Origin of the sequence: Belliella buryatensis, assembly GCF_900188245.1 — a bacterium.
Taxonomy (GTDB): domain Bacteria; phylum Bacteroidota; class Bacteroidia; order Cytophagales; family Cyclobacteriaceae; genus Belliella; species Belliella buryatensis.
The window spans coordinates 17,846-36,234 of the sequence record NZ_FZOK01000020.1; the positions used below are offsets into that span (position 1 = coordinate 17,846).

At 38.4% G+C, this 18,389-nt stretch carries 11 protein-coding genes; 5 read left to right on the forward strand and 6 right to left on the reverse strand.

The window, feature by feature from the left end; genetic code table 11:
• Positions 1-35: 35 nt before the first annotated feature.
• From CHB66_RS16065 to CHB66_RS16075, 3 genes are all read right to left on the reverse strand, one after another.
• The gene (locus CHB66_RS16065; RefSeq protein WP_089242435.1) at positions 36-2,180 is read right to left on the reverse strand and encodes a glycoside hydrolase family 97 protein; all 2,145 of its coding nucleotides are present in this window, start codon (positions 2,178-2,180) and stop codon (positions 36-38) included.
• Positions 2,181-2,425: 245 nt separating this feature from the next.
• On the reverse strand, positions 2,426-2,881 hold the full coding sequence (locus CHB66_RS16070; RefSeq protein ID WP_089242436.1) for a YciI family protein: 456 nt from the start codon (positions 2,879-2,881) through the stop codon (positions 2,426-2,428).
• A 57-nt stretch (positions 2,882-2,938) separates the two neighbouring features.
• On the reverse strand, positions 2,939-3,517 hold the full coding sequence (locus CHB66_RS16075; protein WP_089242437.1) for a TlpA family protein disulfide reductase: 579 nt from the start codon (positions 3,515-3,517) through the stop codon (positions 2,939-2,941).
• A gap of 143 nt (positions 3,518-3,660) precedes the next feature.
• On the opposite strand from CHB66_RS16075, the gene CHB66_RS16080 reads away from it, so the two are divergent.
• Both CHB66_RS16080 and CHB66_RS16085 read left to right on the forward strand, forming a co-directional pair.
• Positions 3,661-5,898, forward strand: coding sequence for a Tex family protein (locus CHB66_RS16080; RefSeq protein ID WP_089242438.1), 2,238 nt, complete (start codon positions 3,661-3,663; stop codon positions 5,896-5,898).
• Positions 5,899-6,004: 106 nt separating this feature from the next.
• A complete protein-coding gene (locus CHB66_RS16085; RefSeq protein WP_089242439.1) occupies positions 6,005-6,625 on the forward strand; it encodes an alpha-ketoglutarate-dependent dioxygenase AlkB family protein in 621 nt (206 codons plus the stop codon).
• A 59-nt stretch (positions 6,626-6,684) separates the two neighbouring features.
• On the opposite strand, the gene CHB66_RS16090 is transcribed toward CHB66_RS16085, so the two are convergent.
• Positions 6,685-9,540 (reverse strand): PD-(D/E)XK nuclease family protein, encoded by a 2,856-nt coding sequence (locus CHB66_RS16090; RefSeq protein WP_089242440.1) that lies wholly within the window; start codon positions 9,538-9,540, stop codon positions 6,685-6,687.
• 391 nt (positions 9,541-9,931) lie between these two features.
• Here CHB66_RS16090 and CHB66_RS16095 point away from each other — a divergent pair, with 391 nt between their 5' ends.
• Entirely contained in the window at positions 9,932-10,156 is a 225-nt protein-coding gene (locus CHB66_RS16095; protein ID WP_089242441.1) for a hypothetical protein, read from the forward strand.
• A 306-nt stretch (positions 10,157-10,462) separates the two neighbouring features.
• On the opposite strand, the gene CHB66_RS16105 is transcribed toward CHB66_RS16095, so the two are convergent.
• On the reverse strand, positions 10,463-13,675 hold the full coding sequence (locus CHB66_RS16105) for a UvrD-helicase domain-containing protein (protein WP_317045606.1): 3,213 nt from the start codon (positions 13,673-13,675) through the stop codon (positions 10,463-10,465).
• Between the two features lie 148 nt (positions 13,676-13,823).
• Entirely contained in the window at positions 13,824-16,769 is a 2,946-nt protein-coding gene (locus CHB66_RS16110; protein ID WP_089242444.1) for an FAD-binding and (Fe-S)-binding domain-containing protein, read from the reverse strand.
• A 191-nt stretch (positions 16,770-16,960) separates the two neighbouring features.
• On the opposite strand from CHB66_RS16110, the gene CHB66_RS16115 reads away from it, so the two are divergent.
• Both CHB66_RS16115 and CHB66_RS16120 read left to right on the forward strand, forming a co-directional pair.
• Positions 16,961-17,221, forward strand: a complete 261-nt coding sequence (locus CHB66_RS16115; RefSeq protein ID WP_141107411.1) for a hypothetical protein — start codon at positions 16,961-16,963, stop codon at positions 17,219-17,221.
• Positions 17,222-17,292: 71 nt separating this feature from the next.
• Positions 17,293-18,063 (forward strand): YdcF family protein, encoded by a 771-nt coding sequence (locus CHB66_RS16120; RefSeq protein ID WP_089242446.1) that lies wholly within the window; start codon positions 17,293-17,295, stop codon positions 18,061-18,063.
• The last annotated feature ends 326 nt before the right edge of the window (positions 18,064-18,389 follow it).

Consider the following 18,389-nt stretch of genomic DNA (forward strand, 5'->3'; position numbering starts at 1 on the left):
TTTCAAAATAAAAAAGAGGGGAAATCCCCTCTTTTTTATTTAAGTTTTTTGAATCCTTTGATCTCCTGTGCACTAGCCTCTCTGATACTGATAGCGAAGCCTCCTCCTGGAGCACTGTATTGTGATAGTTTACTTTTATTTGTGACGGTCCCCTTTTTGATCTCGTAAGCCTGAGGATTATTTCTGTAATGAGCATCTTTTTGATCGGCATAGAGGGTCGCGATATACGTTTTATTTGGGTCTAAAAAATCAAAAGTCAACTGACTTGTTCTTCCTTCATTCCCATTCACATTACCTAAATACCAGTCATTCGTCCCTTTCGCTTTTCTGGCAATGGTCAAATAATAGCCAGGCTCAGCTTCCAAATACTTACTTTCATCCCAATCCAAAGCAACATCTTTGATGAATTGAAAAGCATCCATAAATTTCTCATAATGCTCAGGTAAGTCAGCGGCCATTTGTAACGGACTATACATAGTAACATAAAGAGCCAATTGATTAGCAATAGTACTATTTACCCAAGACTTATTATCTGGATTCAATTTACTGATGTCCATTTCAAATATACCAGGTGTATAGTCCATAGGACCACCTATTAATCTAGTGAAAGGTAAAACAGTCACGTGGTTAGGTTTAGAGCCACCGAAAGCTTGGTATTCTGTCCCTCTTGCTGATTCGTTAGCAATCAAATTCGGATAAGTCCTTGCAATACCAGTAGGTCTGACTGCTTCGTGCGCATTGATCATTATTTGATAATCAGCAGCTTTTTCTAAGGCATATTGATAATGATTCACTTGCCATTGACTGTAATGATTGTCTCCAAGAGGAAGGATTGTGCCCACATAGCCACTCTTTACTGCATTGTAGCCATTGTCCTTCATCAACTGATAAGCTTTATCCATATGCCTTTCATAATTCCTAACAGAAGAGGATGTTTCATGATGCATGATCATTTCCACACCTTTTGATTTGGCATAATCTCTCACTCCTTCAAGATCAAAATCAGGGTATGGGGTCACGAAATCAAAAACATAATCTTTGGCATTGCCAAACCAATCCTCCCAACCCTCATTCCAGCCTTCTACCAATACTCCGTCAAAACCATGTTCCGCAGCAAAGTCAATATGACGCATGACATTTTCAGTAGTCGCACCATGCTTCCCATTAGGCGATGCTTTGCTAAAATCTGTCACGCCTAATTCCACCGCAGGGAAATCATCTGTATATGCCCATGTACTTTTACCAGTGATCATTTCCCACCATACCCCTATATACTTCATCGGGCGAATCCAAGAAGTGTCTTCAATTTTATTAGGTTCGTTCAGGTTATAAGTCATTCTGGAAGCTAAAATATTTCTCGCATCATCACTGACAATGATGGTTCTCCAAGGACTCATGGATGGGGTTTGCAAATATACCTTATCTCCATTTGGGTTAGGTGTCAGCCAAGATTCAAAAACCATCTTATCATCATCCAAATTGAGATGCATCGTAGCATAGTTGATCAATGCGGCTTCATGTAGGTTAATGTATAGCCCTGCAGCTGTCTTCAACATGAGAGAAGTCTGAACTCCTGTTGGTGAAAAAGACGTCTGTGAAATATTCCCAGTGATAGCTACTTCCATCAAGCTTCTGATCTCTGAAAGTTTTGATTCGACGTAATCATATTCTTGGGTATCGTAATCCCCAGGAATCCAAAATGCAGTATGATCTCCAGTCATTGCAAATTGTGTATTTTCCTCTGAAATAATGAAGTGGGCTAAGCCCTGTTGAGATGGGAATTCATACCTGAAACCTAGGCCATCATCGAATAGTCGGAATCGAATGATAAATGTTCTGTGGTCGTGGTTAGCATCTTGATGTAAAGTGACCACCATTTCCTTGTAAAGATTTCGGATAGTTTTTTCCTCACCCCATACCGGTTCCCATGTTTCATCAAAGTCGGATTGTTCAGCAGTAGAGGTCACAAACCCTTCAGTAAAGTCAGGGTGATTTTTCAGTTTCAGGCCTAATTTACTAGGTAATATCACTGGCTGACCTTTGTATTTCAAATCATAAAAGGGAACTCCATCTTTCAATTCAAAATTTAATTGAAATGCTTCATTTGGGGAATTGAGCTGTTGTGCCCATGCTGTCCAACCTAATAAAAGCAGAATCAGCAAGCAGGTAAGTTTTTTCATTTTCAATAGGGTTAGTTTAGGTTTTGGCCAAATACATCAATGACAATACTTTCGAAATTAGGTTTTTCAATCTCTCCAAAAAAGCATTTTAAAGAATATCGGCCCTATTTTCACTGAAAAATTTAATGCAAACGTTTGTTATTTGATCAATTTTCTTTCGACATTATTTTGAAAGGATCAACTCGGAAAAAAATAAAACAAAAAAGATGGTTGTGAGATGACCTAAACCTCTGTGATCTATCAAATTAAAAGTCCTTCTTTTGGATTTTGGGATAAAACTCTGAAAGCATCATCAAAGCAGCACTTCCATACCATTCGATCAGCTCCATTTTGAGAACTCCAGCTTGAATTGCTGGATCTGTATTTGTTAATTTTTCTGCCTCGGCTTTTGTACTCACATCAAAAACAAAAATCCCTCTTTTTTCACCTCCATTAATAAACGGCCCTGCAAGAATCAATTTCCCCTCCTCTGCTAGTTTATTTATGTTTGCCATATGACCTTTCTGTATTTCCGCTCTTTGTTCAGGTGAATATTCCGCTACCTTATCCCCTGCCATTAAGAATGCCATGATATAAGCCTTCATTCCGTAGTCATCTGCACCAAGTTTCTTTGCTAATTCAGCATCGAAATTTTCATTCTGAGCAGAAGCATTAAATTGACAAAGCAATGTCAATGACAGAAGTAGTATAAAACTTTTCATAATTAGAGATTCTAAAGGGTGAATAAAATCTAAGTTAGCTATTTATAGCTCAAATTGCTACAAACCCTTGCCTATCAAGAAAGACCTGAACTCCTCCGTATCAAAATTACTCATGCCTTCTTGGTAAAATATGATTTTACCTTCTGGACTGACTACCAAGGTTGTGGGTATAGATTCTGATTGTAAAGATTGATTAAGCCCATAGGAAGCGTGGATGATGGGGAAGCTCCATCCTTTATCGTTGAGTAATTTTTTACTTTTTTCAAAATCCTTATCCAATGCAATCATTAAAAATTCTAGATTTTCTGTATTGCCGACTTTCTTATATAGCTCTGAAATATGGGGCATCTCTGCTCTACATGGCGGGCACCAAGTCGCCCATAGGTTAATGAAAATTGTTTTTCCTTTATAATCTCTCAAATTAACTACTTGCCCATCTACATTTAGAAATCTACCGCTATAATCAAAGTCTAAATTCTCCTTGTTAACTAAGGTAATTTTCGGCTTGATCAGTCCTGTCGAAAGCAAGACAGATTGCAAGCCTCCCATGATCGGTGTAATCAGCCCAGTAAAGTATAAGAAGGCAAATACTGCCAATATCAATCCCCAACTTTTAATTTCTTTTTTCCAGTCCATTGTTTTCTATTTGTCACCTTAAAATTACCAACACATTTCCAATACCTTAGTGATAAAAGCTACAATATCTCCAAATATCCTTTCCAAAGCTTTTTAATAAATTCTAAATTGCGCAACCTTGGAACAAAGTAAAGACTGAATTTATGAATATAGATCATTATATAAAGATAGCTGAAGAGCTCAGCATCAAACTGAAGCAAGTCACAGATACTATTGCACTATTAGATGAGGGTGCAACAGTACCATTCATTTCTAGATATAGAAAAGAGGTTACTGGAAGCTTAGATGAAGTTCAAGTAGCTGCTATTAGAGACCGAGCTCAGCAATTGAGAGATTTGGACAAGCGTAGGGAGGCTATTTTGAAATCAATTCAAGAGCAAGGAAAACTCACTCAAGAGCTAGAAAATAAGATCAATTCAGCCGAAACCATGTCTGTATTGGAAGACCTTTATCTTCCTTATAAACCAAAGCGAAGAACCAAAGCCACCATAGCCAAGGAAAAGGGTTTAGAACCACTGGCTACTTTAATTTTTGAACAAGGCTCTATCGATCTAGAAGAAGAAGCTTTCAAGTATATTTCCGAAGAAAAAGAAGTCTTTAGCATTGAAGATGCCCTTCAGGGTGCCAGAGACATTATAGCAGAATGGGTAAACGAGCATGTGGAACTCAGAAAAAAAATGAGGACACTCTTCATCGAAGAAGGTAAATTTGTTTCAAAGGTAATCCCCGGTAAAGAACAAGAGGCCATTAAGTATAAAGACTATTTTGATTGGTCAGAACCAATCAAATCAGCTCCTTCGCATAGAGTCCTTGCTATGAGAAGAGGTGAAAAGGAATTATTTCTCATGCTAGACTCTTGTCCCGATGAAATTTCTGCAATTGGTTTAATGGATCGAATGATTCTAGAAAATGAGGCCAATAGCTCAGTAGAGCAAGTAAAGCTCGCCATCAGGGATTGTTACAAAAGATTGCTCAAGCCTTCCATGGAAACGGAAGTGAGACTTTACACAAAGAAAAAAGCTGACGAAGATGCCATCAAAGTTTTCACAGAGAACCTCCGACAATTGCTTTTGGCTGCCCCTCTTGGGGAGAAATCCGTCATGGCAATTGACCCTGGGTTCAGAACAGGCTGCAAAACAGTATGCTTAGGACCCCAGGGTCAATTATTGAGCTATGATGCTATTTTTCCCAATGAACCACAAAAAAGAACAGCCGAGGCAGGAGCAACAATAAAAGAATTGGTACAAAAACATCAAATTGAGGCTATTGCCATTGGGAATGGGACTGCAAGCAGGGAGACTGAGGCATTTGTCAAAAGTCTAGGGTTACCAAAGCATGTCATCATCACGATGGTCAATGAAAGTGGTGCATCCATCTATTCAGCATCAGATGTAGCAAGAGAAGAGTTTCCTGACTTGGACTTGACTGTGAGAGGAGCTGTATCGATTGGGAGAAGGCTGATGGATCCATTGGCTGAACTTGTCAAAATTGACGCCAAATCCATTGGTGTAGGTCAGTACCAGCATGATGTAGATCAATCAGCTTTGAAAAATTCCTTAGATGACACCGTGATGAGCTGTGTCAATGGAGTGGGAGTAGAAATCAACACCGCGTCCAAGCAATTGTTGACTTATGTGTCAGGCTTAGGTCCTGTATTGGCTCAAAACATTGTAACCTACCGTACAGAAAATGGTCCATTTAAAAGTAGAGCAGAGATCAAAAAAGTACCTAGATTAGGTGAAAAAGCATTTGAGCAAGCCGCTGGATTCTTAAGAATCCGAAATGCCAAGCACCCTTTAGATTCATCAGCTGTACACCCAGAAAGATATGAACTAGTGGAATCTATGGCTAAAAGTCTTGGCGCTAAGGTGACGGATCTGATGAGTTCAGAAGAATTGAGATCTAAGATCATCCTGAAAAACTATGTATCAGAGACCGTCGGCTTACCAACCCTTCAAGATATCATGGAGGAATTGTCCAAGCCAGGTAGAGATCCTAGGGAGACTTTTGAGGTTTTCAATTTTCAAGAAGGAGTCAATGAAATGTCTGATTTGAAGGTGGGGATGAAACTTCCAGGCATAGTTACCAATATCACCAAATTTGGTGCATTCGTAGATATAGGAGTCCACCAAGATGGCTTGGTTCACTTGAGTCATTTGGCAGACAAATTCATCAACGATCCAAACGAAGTGGTGACAGTCAATCAAAAAGTAGAAGTCACTGTCATGGAAATAGATATTGCTAGAAAGCGAATTGGACTGAGTATGAAGTCTGACCCATTCGCCGAGCGAGGCAAATCAAAAACTAAACAAGAAAGCCCTGCAGAGGCTGAGGGAGATTTGGCTGCCAAACTAGCTATGTTGAAAGGGAAATTCAGATAATTCCCTTTTTAAAGATCAAACTGACTACTGCTTTGATCAAACCAAAATGTAGATTAAGAGTTACTTCTTATACATTTGAAAAAGAGACTCTTAATCTACATTTCCTATGGTAAAAGACTTGCTATTTGAAGAAAACGAACCACTGAAAATTATTTCAGAATTAGGAGATGTGGATTATTTTCCAAGCTTTTTTTCTCCTTCGTCCTCCCTTTCAATTTTCAATAGACTCATTGAAGATATATCTTGGCATCAGGAGCCAATCTGGATGTTTGGTAAAAAAATCATGCAACCTAGGCTCACTGCTCTTTATGGGGATCCTGCTATCCCTTATAGCTACTCAGGCATCACTATGGAGACCATAGCTTGGGACACACTTCTCTTAGATATAAAAGACAAAGTAGAAAATGTCTGCAATACTGAATTTACTCACGTACTTCTCAATTATTACAGACATGGGCAAGATAGCATGGGTTGGCATCGGGACAATGAAAAATCCCTTGGCAATAATCCTGTGATCGCTTCCTTAAGTTTTGGACAGGAGAGGGTTTTCCAATTCAGGAAATACAGTGACAAAAGTGAAAAAAAGTCAATTACCTTAGGTAATGGATCTCTTCTCCTGATGCAGGGAGCCACACAAAAGTATTGGGAACACCAAGTACCTAAAAGAGCAGGTATTCAAGCTGGAAGAATAAATTTGACTTTCAGAAAAATCTTTCCACCAAAATAAGAGACAAGCTACTTTTTCACCTCATTTGAAGTCTTTTGCTGAAATTTAAAGGCAAGATCTTACCTTCCACAAATCCCTTGATAAGGGCAATAGCTACATTTTTTCAAATCGTTTGTTTGATCAAAAGGCTGTTTAGGATCATAAAGCTCCTCCAGAAGACCTCTTAGTCCCTTTTCATAATCCTCTTGATACGTCCTGTAATCAAAAACCTCTAATTTGGACTTTTCTTGCTTTTCCTGAAGGTATGGATTGAAATCTTGACTGAAAATCTCCTTAAAGTTAAAGATTGCTGGTTTTAAGGGGAAGGTGTTTTCAGGATACATGGACTGATAAAGCAGGCCGTAATACATGGTTTGCATGGCTGCTTTATTGCGATTTTTATCCTCCCTATCAAACAAACTAGCTACACCATTGAAATCCTTTTTGTCTCCTCCTGATTTATAATCAATTAGTCTGATCACTCCATTTTGCTCATCTAAGCGATCTATCAGTCCTTTCAATGCAATCATTTTAGAGCCATTAACTGTTTGAATTTTAAAATTCGCTTGATGTGCTTTTTCCATTGAAACCAACCGAATTGGAGTATCTGCCTCGTCAATTTCCAAAAGTCTAATGATATATTTTTGCAGGACATCTCTGACGATGGCCATTTGACCACTGAGCTTAGTTTCTGCATTATCCTCCAAATGATAAAACTTCCTGATTCCCAACTCTATGGCAGGGAAAACCCAATTTTCCTTCAGTGCTTTGAAATCAGCCTTTTCCAAGGTATCTCTACCATTCCTTTTCTTGAATCCTTCATATAGAAACTCCATGCTGAAATGAGCCAAATTTCCAAAAACAGCTGCATCTATTTCTTCCTTTACCGCTTCTTTTTCCTGAATATCAGCGATATACTGAAGGTAAAACTTCAACCTACAATCTAGGTACACACTCAAAGCTGATGGAGAAAAAGCTGTACCTGACTTCCCACTTTCTTGGACTACATATCGCTCCATAAGCTGGAGAATTTCTTTGTCTTTTTCGATGTTGATGGCGGCAGTATTTTTAAGGTCTACTGGAACATAGATCACTTCTTCCTCGTCACTGATCCCCATTTCTACCATCATCTGCTGAATGTATCTACTTTTCTCTCCTGCTTTCCCTTGATCTGAGGCAGTCGTATAGATCATATGAACCTCTTCTGCACTATGCAACAAGCGGTAAAAAGTATAGGCATAGATCGCGTCATTTTGTTCCTGTACGGGTAACCCAAACGCTCTTCTGATATTGAAAGGAATCATGGAATTCAATGATCCCGATGGTGGGAAACTATCTTCGTTCATGTTACAAATGATGACCCTACGGAAATCAAGGTTTCTAGACTCCAAAACCCCCATGATCTGCAACCCTTGAAGTGGCTCTCCTTCAAATGGCAACTTGACTTCTCTAAAAATTTGCCTAAAAAGACTGATGAAAAACTCTACCTCTACTTTAGTGGTCTGTTCTTGATCAAAAATCGCCTTCAAACGATTCAGCTGCTTAAAACATTGGTAAAGGTAAGACTGCTGGAGTGGCTCATCTTCAAGCTTAGCAGCCATTGTTTCCATTAATTCCGATACATAAGGAAAAAGCTGATCTGTAGCTAACTTCTGAAAGATGAGATTAAAAAAGTCTCCACCTTGATGCAGCACCTCTTGAGAGATATAAATCTGATTTTTCTCCTGCATTTCAGAAAGCAAATGTTTTACATGTGCTGGATTCTCAGATTTAAGGTAAGTAGTTGACAATAGGTCTTTGATCTGCTTGTGATAAAAACCAACTTTCCCATCATCCACTTTGATGTAGCGCTGCAACTCTAGAACGGCTTCTAAAAATGCATAAACAGGGGCATTTTTAACAGGATAGCCCATGGTGACATTGACCTTCTCAATCTGATCAGGAAGTGAATGGAGAATAGGAAAGAGCATCTGCTCATCAGGTAGGATAATGACTGTCTCCTCCCAGGAAGCTTCTTTTTCTATACCTTCTAAGAGCGAGCCTACTAGATTCGCTTGATTACTCTTTAGCGGAGTCGCATAGGTTTTAATCTTGGCTTCCCTAGATTGAATCCAAGTAGGAATTTCATTTGGGAAAGTTGGCCCAAATATTTTATCCTTTTGATAATCTCTAAAAAAGAGACCTGCTTCTTGATTTTTTTCTGAAAGATAATAATCATCTATATCCCAATATATTTCTGCTTCAAAAACAGCAATAAAATGCTTGATCAACCTTTCTTCTGTGGCTGTGAAGGCATTGAAACCTATAAATACATACTTTTTATCAGGCTTAGGTAATGTATCGACTTTCTCAGCTACTTGACGGTATAATTTACCAGAATAGGCTAAACCAGAAACATCCAAGGAAGCTTGGAAAGCCGCATAAAGAGGTCCAAGAAGCTTCCAGAATTTCAAAAACTTCTCTTGGTGAGATTTATCTTGATGCTGAAAAGAGCTCCAAAACTGCTTGATTAACTCGATCTGACTTTCAGAAAGAAAGCTCAAGTCTGACTCTAAATCCTTGATTTCAGAAAGGTAGTGATACAATTTATTCGCATCAGCCATAAATTGATCTACATCATTGAAATCTTTGAGGATCATTTCGCCCCAGAAAAAGAATTTATCAAAAGCTTCTGGCTCTGGGTGAATCCCTTGGTAGACCTTGTACAGCTCAAAAATCAATGACAATTCATCAGCAGGCCGCTGCGAGGCATAGTGATAAAAGACGTCTTCGATGGTTTTGATTTCTGGAAGCCAGGTGGCTTGCTCGATCAAAGTACCCAAATGCTGTGTAAAAAAAAGACCAGCTCTTCTATTAGGAAGAACTATACAAAGATTCCGAAGATCCTGATGCTTGGATAAAATGTGCTGAGCTGTATTTTTTAAAAAGCTGTTCATATAGAGAAATGTTGTTAAACAAAAAAACGTTAAATGAGCAAGGATAAAAAATAATTGACATGGATTGACTTAAAAATTTTCAACCAAAATACTTAGATTGTTAAATGGGTTAAATAGATAAAGATAAATATGTATATCCGCTTTCGCACCAGTAACCATATTTTATTACGCACACACCTTAAATTCAGATGTTGTCGACTGTCGACCGTCGTCCGTTGACGATTATCCGCTTGATCCTTTCGTTTTATTGAATTACTGGTATCATTGCGGATAATCGTATTATATTATTAATTGTTCGGCTAAGTGTAAGTGAGCAGATATATATAATTTAAAAATAGAGATCCAAAAAAGCTTCAAATTTGTTATATTAGATATCAAAACTTAAAAACCAATGAGAAGAGTAATTTTAAATATTCCAGAAAACAGGTACGAGCTTTTTATGGAATTAATAAGAAGATTGGGTATAGAAAAAATCCAAGAAAAAGAAGTAACCATTGAATCTTATGAAATAGAAAATTTACCAGAATGGCAAAAAGAAGAGATCCTCAAACGGCTGGCAGCTTCTAAAGATTCTGAATATCTAACATGGGAAGAGCTAAGAGATTCCTTAAAATGAATTCCCAATATAAAATACTTTTTAACCCACTGGTAAGGAAGGATATTAAAAATAACATTGACTATTTTAATGAGACATTAAAAGACGAGAAAATCACTTCAAGTTTTTTAAATTCTATTGAACGCATAAACACTCGTATTTCAAGAACTCCTGACCTATATCAAGTTAGATATTCCAATATCAGAATGGCACAAATCAAACCTTTTCAACATTTGATACATTTTTGGATTGACGAAAAAAATAAACTAATCAAAATTGAGGGGATTTTTCACCCCAGCCAAAATCCAATATTATGGGCGAAGCGCACTAATCAATAATCGATACGATCTCCCCAGTCTCCAAATAACACAAATAGCCTTTTGTAGACTTACCAGTCAGCTGTGCCACTAATTTCATATACTCCTTAATTTGATTTTTGTGGCTTTCACGAGCTTCTCCTGTCTTGAAATCCACAACCACCGCCTCATCATCCTTTAAAATAATCCTATCTGGTCTTTTCATCTTGCCTCCCGGCAATAATATCCCTTGCTCTGCTAAAAGCAGACCATCTGTATCAAACCAAGATGAAAAGAGTGAATTGTCAAATAAGTCCTGAAGCTGACGGGCTACCTCCTCTTTTTCTTCCAAACTCAAACGGCCTTCATAATAAAATTGATCCAAATTGAGTTTAGTATCCTTTATTCCTTTGGATACTTCTAGAATTTCGTGTACAAGTAAGCCAAAGTTTCTTTTCTTCCGCTGCTCTAAACCATCTGCTGAAAAATCTACCGCATATTTTCTAATTTGAAGCCGCTGTGTCCAGTTTTGATAATTCCAGTTCAGGGCTCTTGGAGATGTAATGTTTTTAGCTGCTACATGCTTTTCTGGCCACGCACCTAGGTCAAAAACATTGGTTTCTGCATCATAGTATTCGGACAAGCTCAACTCATCCCCTGTGGATCTAGCCCTTGTCAATGCCGTTTGCAATTGTGCTTGGAGGTTGTTTTGATTTTTGAGTTCCTTTTTGAAAGGTGCCATTCCTAAAAACACCTCTTCTGCTCGAGTCAAGGCGACATAGATCATATTCAAACTATCCAAATAAGCCATGATAGCTTCTGAAGCATAGATATCTGCAAAATCAGATTTTGCCAACTTCTTATTTAAAGTCAAAGGGATGATCGCTGAAAGTCTCTTTTCTTGATCTTCAAAAGGTGCCCAGACCACATTACTTTGCCTTTGGTCAAAAATATCCCACTTCATAAAGGGCATGATGACCACCTTAAATTGCAGCCCTTTGGACTTGTGGATGGTCATGATACGCATGGCATTATGTCCCTCTGGAATTTTTACAGTTCTTTTGGTTTGGTTTTCCTCCCACCAATCCAAAAAACCAGCTAAATCTGCTCTATTGTTGGAGGTGAAGTCATAAATAGCTTCTTTGAAACCTGAAATGTAGGCCTTTTCTACTTCGAATTCTTGCAAACCCAATAATGCGATCAATTCTTCTACTGCCTCCATCAAGGGCAATTGCAAGAGCATCTTTTCTTTTATATGAAACTCCTGAACTTTGGGCTTCATATAGTCTGGAATCTTTCCTAAAGCGAAAAGCTCGTGATTCACCTGCTCATCAGCTAATATAGCCCTGTAATACCACATGGTCTTGAACTGAACTTGATCATCAGGATTGTGCAGATATTTAAGTCCTGCTAAAAGTGCTTTAACCGCTGCAGCTTTGAACAGGTACATGCTTTCATCTGACAAGACATCAAAGCTGTATTTGAGATCGGGATTTTCAGCCCCATAAGCCATCAAGGCATCTGCAATAGCCTCTCCGTCTGACTTTCTACGAACCAAAAATGTAATGTCTCTCAACTCATAACCTTTGTCTTGTAAAGACATAACCATTTCTGGCAATCGAGACAGGGCCAAGGCGTCAAATTTACCTTCCTCTTCCAAATCTTTATCATCTTCCAAAAAATTGATTTGTATTTTCCCCTTAAAAGCAGATCGATCCTTTCGCTCTGATATTTTCTGAGATACATCCTGATACGCTTTTGCAATCAATCCACCATCCGATGCAGCAAAGGCTGATTTGACCGTATCTTCGAATGATTGGGCAAGGGTTTTGAAGAGGGCATTGTTGAAATTGATGATATTGGGTAAACTTCTAAAGTTGGTGTCCAGATTATGGTTTTGAATTTGCTCCCTCCCAATCTCCTCTTCTACCTGCTCGAGCAAAAGCTTCATTTCTCCTCCCCTCCATCTGTAGATGGACTGCTTCACATCACCTACCAAAAGGTTTGTTTGACCTTGAGCTAAGGAATTTTCTAGAAGTGGCTTGAAGCTTGTCCATTGAAAGCCTGAAGTATCTTGAAATTCATCTATCAGATAATTTTTAAACTGATTGCCTACTTTTTCATAGATAAAAGGAGCATCATTCTCTTTGGTAATTTCTTTCAAAAACTCATTCGCATCAGAAATCAGCAACATATTCTCCTCGTCTTTGAGAAGGGTAAGTTCATCAAGCATATTTTTGAAAACTCCATAGACGTAAATATGCTTTCCAATCATGTCAAGGCTATTCCACTTGGCTTCCAGGGGGGGGAATTGACTTAGAATCTGAGCAAGACCTTGAGCTCTGGCGGTTATGATTTGATCTTTCAGCTTACTGGTTTTGGTATACCAACCCTCTTCTGTAAAAGGGAGCAGTGCATAGTTATCGGTCAAAGATGGTACTGGGGAATTTTTATCCCCAAGCTGATCAAACTTCTTGGCAAAGGAACTGCCTGAACCTTTGAAATCAGTCCATTCCAAGCCATTGGCAATTCTGATTTCGTTAGCTTGCTCTTTGAGCTTGATTGTGATATCGATCAACTCTTTTTTTCTATTCTTTACAAATTGCTGGAGTTGACTGATATTTTTATTATCTGCTAAGAATGCACGAATTTCAGGTGCATATTTTTTAAAGTCTTCTTGAAAAATTTGCCTTCCAAGCTCTTTGATATTTTTTCGGATATCCCAAGATTTACCATTTTGGATTTGCTCTACGGCATAATCGACCAGCCATTTGTGAAGAAATTCATCTTCCATGACCTGCATGACCACCCTGTCTACAACCTTTTCCAAGACAGCATCTTGATCCAACTCCACTTCAAACTTGGCATTGAGATCCATCTCTCTGGCAAACGCACGTACTACACGTTGAAAAAAACTATCAATAGTGCTGACTGAAAATCTGGAATAATCATGTAAGATTGCCGTAAGTGTTTGAGAAGCCCGCTGCATCACCTCTTGCGGACTGAGATTCAAAGCAGTCATGATTTCCGCATCCATTTTTTGAGTGGGATCAACTTCGATTTTCAGCCGTTTCAGTTCTTTGATGATCCTTTCTTTCATTTCTTGCGTGGCCTTGTTGGTGAAGGTTACGGCAAGTATTGACCTGAAACTCTCAGGGTCTCTGAGCGCCAGTTTGAGGTATTCCATGGTCAGGGTATATGTTTTCCCAGAACCTGCGGAGGATTTGTAAATGATAAAAGGCATGGTCTGCATCATTAAAAATTAAGATAAGCAAAACAAACCTAATTCAGTCAAATAAAAAAGTAATTGACAGAAGGTGTCTGGAATAATAATACACTTTAATAAACTCAACCAAAGGGATAAGATTCACAACATTTAACATCTGAAAGCATCATAATAGAGCTTCCCATAAGATCTCTACCGGGTGCTTAGCGAATCTTTTTGTTCCATCTGCAATTTGATGCCTACAGGAAGTCCCAGGCGCTGCAATCAATACCGCTGCATCAGCTTTTCGCACTTCTGGAAATAATACCATCTCTCCAATCTGCATACTCAGTTCATAATGTTCGGCTTCATAACCAAATGATCCAGCCATTCCACAGCATCCAGAAGGGATCACTTCAACCTGAAAGTTGGTTGGTAAGGCTAATACCTTCTGCGTCCAAGTTAAGGATGAGAGTGCCTTCTGATGACAATGACCATGAAGCTTGATCAATTTGGATTCTTCGGTGAACTGTTCCTTTTTGATGTTACCAGCAGCTATTTCTCTCCCAAGGAACTCGTCAATCAACAAGGTATGAAATTTGAGTTTTTTGGCACCTTCTCTGTAGGCCTCGCTAACAAGCCTAGGGTACTCATCTCTAAAACTCAGGATCGCTGACGGCTCAATACCTACCAAAGGGGTATTTCCGTCAATGATATCTTGAAAAACACTCACATTTCTATCTGCATGTTTTCTTGCCTTTTCCAGCAACCCTTTGGAAAGTGCTGAACGACCACTTTCATCATGCTCGACAACTTTTACTTCGTAACCAAGCTTTTTCAATAATTTAATAGTAGTTATCCCGATCTCTGTATCATTGTAATTGGTGAATTCATCCACAAATAGAAAGAGTTCTTTGGTAGGAATACCTTCACTGGACAAGGATGCATAATTTTGCTTGTACCAAGCCCTCAAACTTTGAGATGCTATTTTTGGTAAGCTTCTCTGTGAAGCTACACCCAAGACTGATTTCATCCATCCACTTGTGAATTTATTAGAAAGGCCAAAATTGGCCAATGCTGAAATTTTAGACCCTAGTTGGTTCAAGTCGTTGATGTGCGCAAAAGCTTTGGATCTCAGTGGCACTCCATGGGTTTTATGATATTGGTACTGAAACTCAGCCTTCATGGACGCCATATCTACATTGGAAGGGCATTCTGCTGTACAACCTTTACAAGACAGACATAGATCCAATGCCTCTTTGATTTCAGGGTGGTCAAAAGCATTTCCTCTTTTATCCAAGGTCAAAAACTCTCTTAATGTATTGGCTCTCCCCCGAGTAGTGTCTTTTTCATTGCGAGTTGCTTGGTAGCTTGGACACATTGTACCTCCTGACTCTGGGAGTTTTCTACAATCTCCTGAACCATTGCACTTTTCCGCCATCCTCAGAATACCGCCTACTTGATCAAAATTCAGTATCGTGTCATGAACAGGCGTTTTCATATCTGCTTCATAGCGCAATGATGTATTCATAGGAGCTGTATCCACTATTTTACCTGGGTTAAGAATATTATCAGGATCCCAAGTATACTTAATACGTCTAAAAAGCTGATAATTTTCCTCCCCAACCATCATGGGAATAAAAGGTGCTCTCACCCTTCCGTCTCCATGCTCTCCAGAGAGTGATCCATTATATTTTTTCACCAATTTGGCCACATCCAAAGAAATATTATAAAATGCTTCTTGATCCTCACTTTTCTTCAGGTCCAAAATAGGCCTCAAATGAATCTCTCCAGCACCGGCATGCGCATAGTGAACAGGTTCTTGGCCATGGGCCTCCATCATTTGATCAAACTCATCAATATAGTCTGCCAAATCTTCAATATCTACAGCGGTATCTTCTATGCAGGCTACTGCTTTACTATCCCCTGGAATATTAGCCAAAAGACCTAAGCCTGCACTTCTCAATGCCCAAGCTGATTTAGTCATACTTGGTTCTATTATTGGAAAGGCATAACCAAAGCCAGCATGCCTTAAGTCTTGTATAAAAAGTTCAGCCTTTTCTCTAGCTTCAGCCTCGGTTTTACCAGTGAATTCTACCATCAAAAGCGCCATAGGATCACCTTCTACAAAATAGCGGTTTTTGCTATATTCTATACTCTCTTTGGTACAGTCTAAAATAATCTTATCCATCAACTCCACAGCTGTAGCAGGATGCTTCATGGCAACTTGAGCTGCTTTCATGCTCTCGTGAATAGTTCCAAAATGTGCAGCTACTACTACCTCAATCGGGTCAGGGAGTGGGTCTAAAGAGATTTTAATCTCAGTGGTAAATGCCAAGGTTCCTTCAGAACCTGTCAATAGTTTACAAAAATTGAACACTCCTCCTCCTGATGTGAAAATCTCTGAATCCAACAAATAGTCTAATGCATAACCTGTATTCCTTCTATGAATTGATTTCTTAGGAAAATTATCTCTAATGCATTGCTGAGTAGTAACATCACTAAGCTCCTTCCGAACCTGTCTATACAAAGTCCCTTCTAGATTATCTAATCGGCATTTACTTTCAAAAGTATTCTGATCCACTTCTTCAAAAATCGCAGGCTGACCATTACTCAATATCACTTTCAATTCCAAAACCTTCTCTCTGGTAGTTCCATATACAATCGAAGTAGTTCCTGATGAATTATTACCAACCATTCCTCCGATCATGGCCCTATTTGCAGTGGAAGTGATAGGGCTAAAGAAAAGACCATATGGTTTTAGAAATCTATTAAGCTCATCTCTGACCACACCTGGCTGCACCTTGACCGATTTCTCTGACTCATTAAATTCCAAGATCTTAGTAAAATGCTTTGAAACATCTACAACAATCCCATTTCCCACACACTGACCAGCTAAAGAAGTGCCAGCAGTTCTTGGAATCAGAGAGGTCTTATAAGCTTTAGCAAAAGCAATCAACTTTTGGATATCTAATTCCGACTTTGGTAAAGCTACAGCAAGAGGCATTTCTCTATACACGGAGGCATCTGTCGCATAGAGTGTTTTTGTCAAGGAATCAAATTTCAACTCTCCCTCAAGTTGATTTGCTAGCTCTTTTAATCTTGGTAATAGGTTTTGTTGATCTGAGGTCATAATTCAAAAATAGGCAATTGATACAAAGCAATGTTAAATTTTATTAGAGAAAAATATCCACACATTGAAAATTCAATAATAATTTTACCGAATATTTATTCAACCAAATAAACATTTGGACTGTTTTGTATTTGATCCATTTTGTTTCGAGATGTAAGATGATTATATTGAAGCAAACAAAGAAAAAAGTTATGGCAGGTGGAACTTCAGGATTTACCATGATTCAGTCAAGCAAGGACAATAGAAGTATTCGGTCTGGAAGAACCAAAATGTCAGAAAGCCCTTATTTACTTAAGCATGTCAAAACTTTAAACAGTGATCCTGAATTGTATACAGAATTAATATCAGAACGATTTGATAGAAAGGCTCAAAGCAATCAGTTTTCTATACTTATCTTTATCATTCTAGGGATTTTGATTAGCACATTTTTCTATTTTTTGATAGTAGGCTAGCTTGAATTCCAGAGTAACATTATTATTTCACTATTAGGTTTTTTATCTTTCTTGAAAAAATTCAAAACCCCATGTTTTTCTACCTTTCTCAATTTCTTAGCTTCATTGTCATGCCGTTGAGTATCTGTTTGATCCTCATTATTTTTGGGTTAATTAAAATCAAAAAAAAATTAGGCATAAAATTCCTCAGTTGTGGTGTGATTTTGCTGCTTTTATTCAGCAATCAATTTTTGAGTAATGAAGCTATCAATGCATGGGAGCCTGATTATAAGGTAATTGCTACACTCTCTGATTATGAGTATGGGATAGTTTTAACAGGGGTGACAAATTTGAGTAAGGAGATTTACGATAGGACCTTTTTCAATAAAGGAGCCGATAGAGCTACACATGCCATACAACTCTATAAATTAGGAAAAATCAAAAAAATATTGATCACAGGTGGCCAAGGACTCAATCCTAGCAACCCCAATACAGAGGCTGAATTATTAAGAGATTTTATGCTGATCGCAGGAGTAGATGAGGCTAACATCATCATAGAGCAAGAAGCCAAAAACACCTATCAAAATGCAATTTTTACCAAGGAGATTTTCGATAGAGAAGGCATTCCTTTAGAGCAAAAACACCTTTTGATCACTTCCGCTTTTCATATGAAGCGTGCCAAAGGTTGTTTTGATAAGGCAGGACTTTTAACTGAAACCTTTTCCGTTGATTACTATGGTTACAATAGGAAATTTGATTTCCCTGTTCTAGCTTACCCTGATCCTTACTCCATTTATATTTGGCAAAAACTCTTCAAAGAATGGATTGGGATAATTATGTATAAAGTTGCAGGGTATATTTAACTCAGGAAATGCATTAGAACTCCTATCAGGAATAAAATGCATGATTTGGGTTTGACTCGAAAAAATCATAAAAAAAGCCACCCGAAACAGATGGCTCTTTAATTTTCTACAGGTTAGGGATCTTAAGCTTATCGGTGGTCATTCACCTGTATAAGACTTTTATGTTTTAATCGGTCAAGCATCATGTTTTTTTTGAATTTCACGACGCCATCCATCCATTACTTTTTACCGCTTCAACTTCAGTTCTGTTCTTCTATTTTCCTGATGTTGGGCTTCGGTGCAGTCGCCACAGTCATGGATCGGTCTTGTCTTGCCAAACCACTCCG

Bases quoted from the DNA above. Each gene is read 5' to 3' on its own strand.
- CHB66_RS16110 (WP_089242444.1), bottom strand. From the start codon at position 16,769: ATGACCTCAGATCAACAAAACCTATTACCAAGATTAAAAGAGCTAGCA.
- CHB66_RS16080 (WP_089242438.1), top strand. From the start codon at position 3,661: ATGAATATAGATCATTATATAAAGATAGCTGAAGAGCTCAGCATCAAA.
- CHB66_RS16120 (WP_089242446.1), top strand. From the start codon at position 17,293: ATGTTTTTCTACCTTTCTCAATTTCTTAGCTTCATTGTCATGCCGTTG.
- CHB66_RS16090 (WP_089242440.1), bottom strand. From the start codon at position 9,540: ATGAACAGCTTTTTAAAAAATACAGCTCAGCACATTTTATCCAAGCAT.
- CHB66_RS16070 (WP_089242436.1), bottom strand. From the start codon at position 2,881: ATGAAAAGTTTTATACTACTTCTGTCATTGACATTGCTTTGTCAATTT.
- CHB66_RS16095 (WP_089242441.1), top strand. From the start codon at position 9,932: ATGAGAAGAGTAATTTTAAATATTCCAGAAAACAGGTACGAGCTTTTT.
- CHB66_RS16065 (WP_089242435.1), bottom strand. From the start codon at position 2,180: ATGAAAAAACTTACCTGCTTGCTGATTCTGCTTTTATTAGGTTGGACA.
- CHB66_RS16115 (WP_141107411.1), top strand. From the start codon at position 16,961: ATGGCAGGTGGAACTTCAGGATTTACCATGATTCAGTCAAGCAAGGAC.
- CHB66_RS16105 (WP_317045606.1), bottom strand. From the start codon at position 13,675: ATGCCTTTTATCATTTACAAATCCTCCGCAGGTTCTGGGAAAACATAT.
- CHB66_RS16075 (WP_089242437.1), bottom strand. From the start codon at position 3,517: ATGGACTGGAAAAAAGAAATTAAAAGTTGGGGATTGATATTGGCAGTA.
- CHB66_RS16085 (WP_089242439.1), top strand. From the start codon at position 6,005: ATGGTAAAAGACTTGCTATTTGAAGAAAACGAACCACTGAAAATTATT.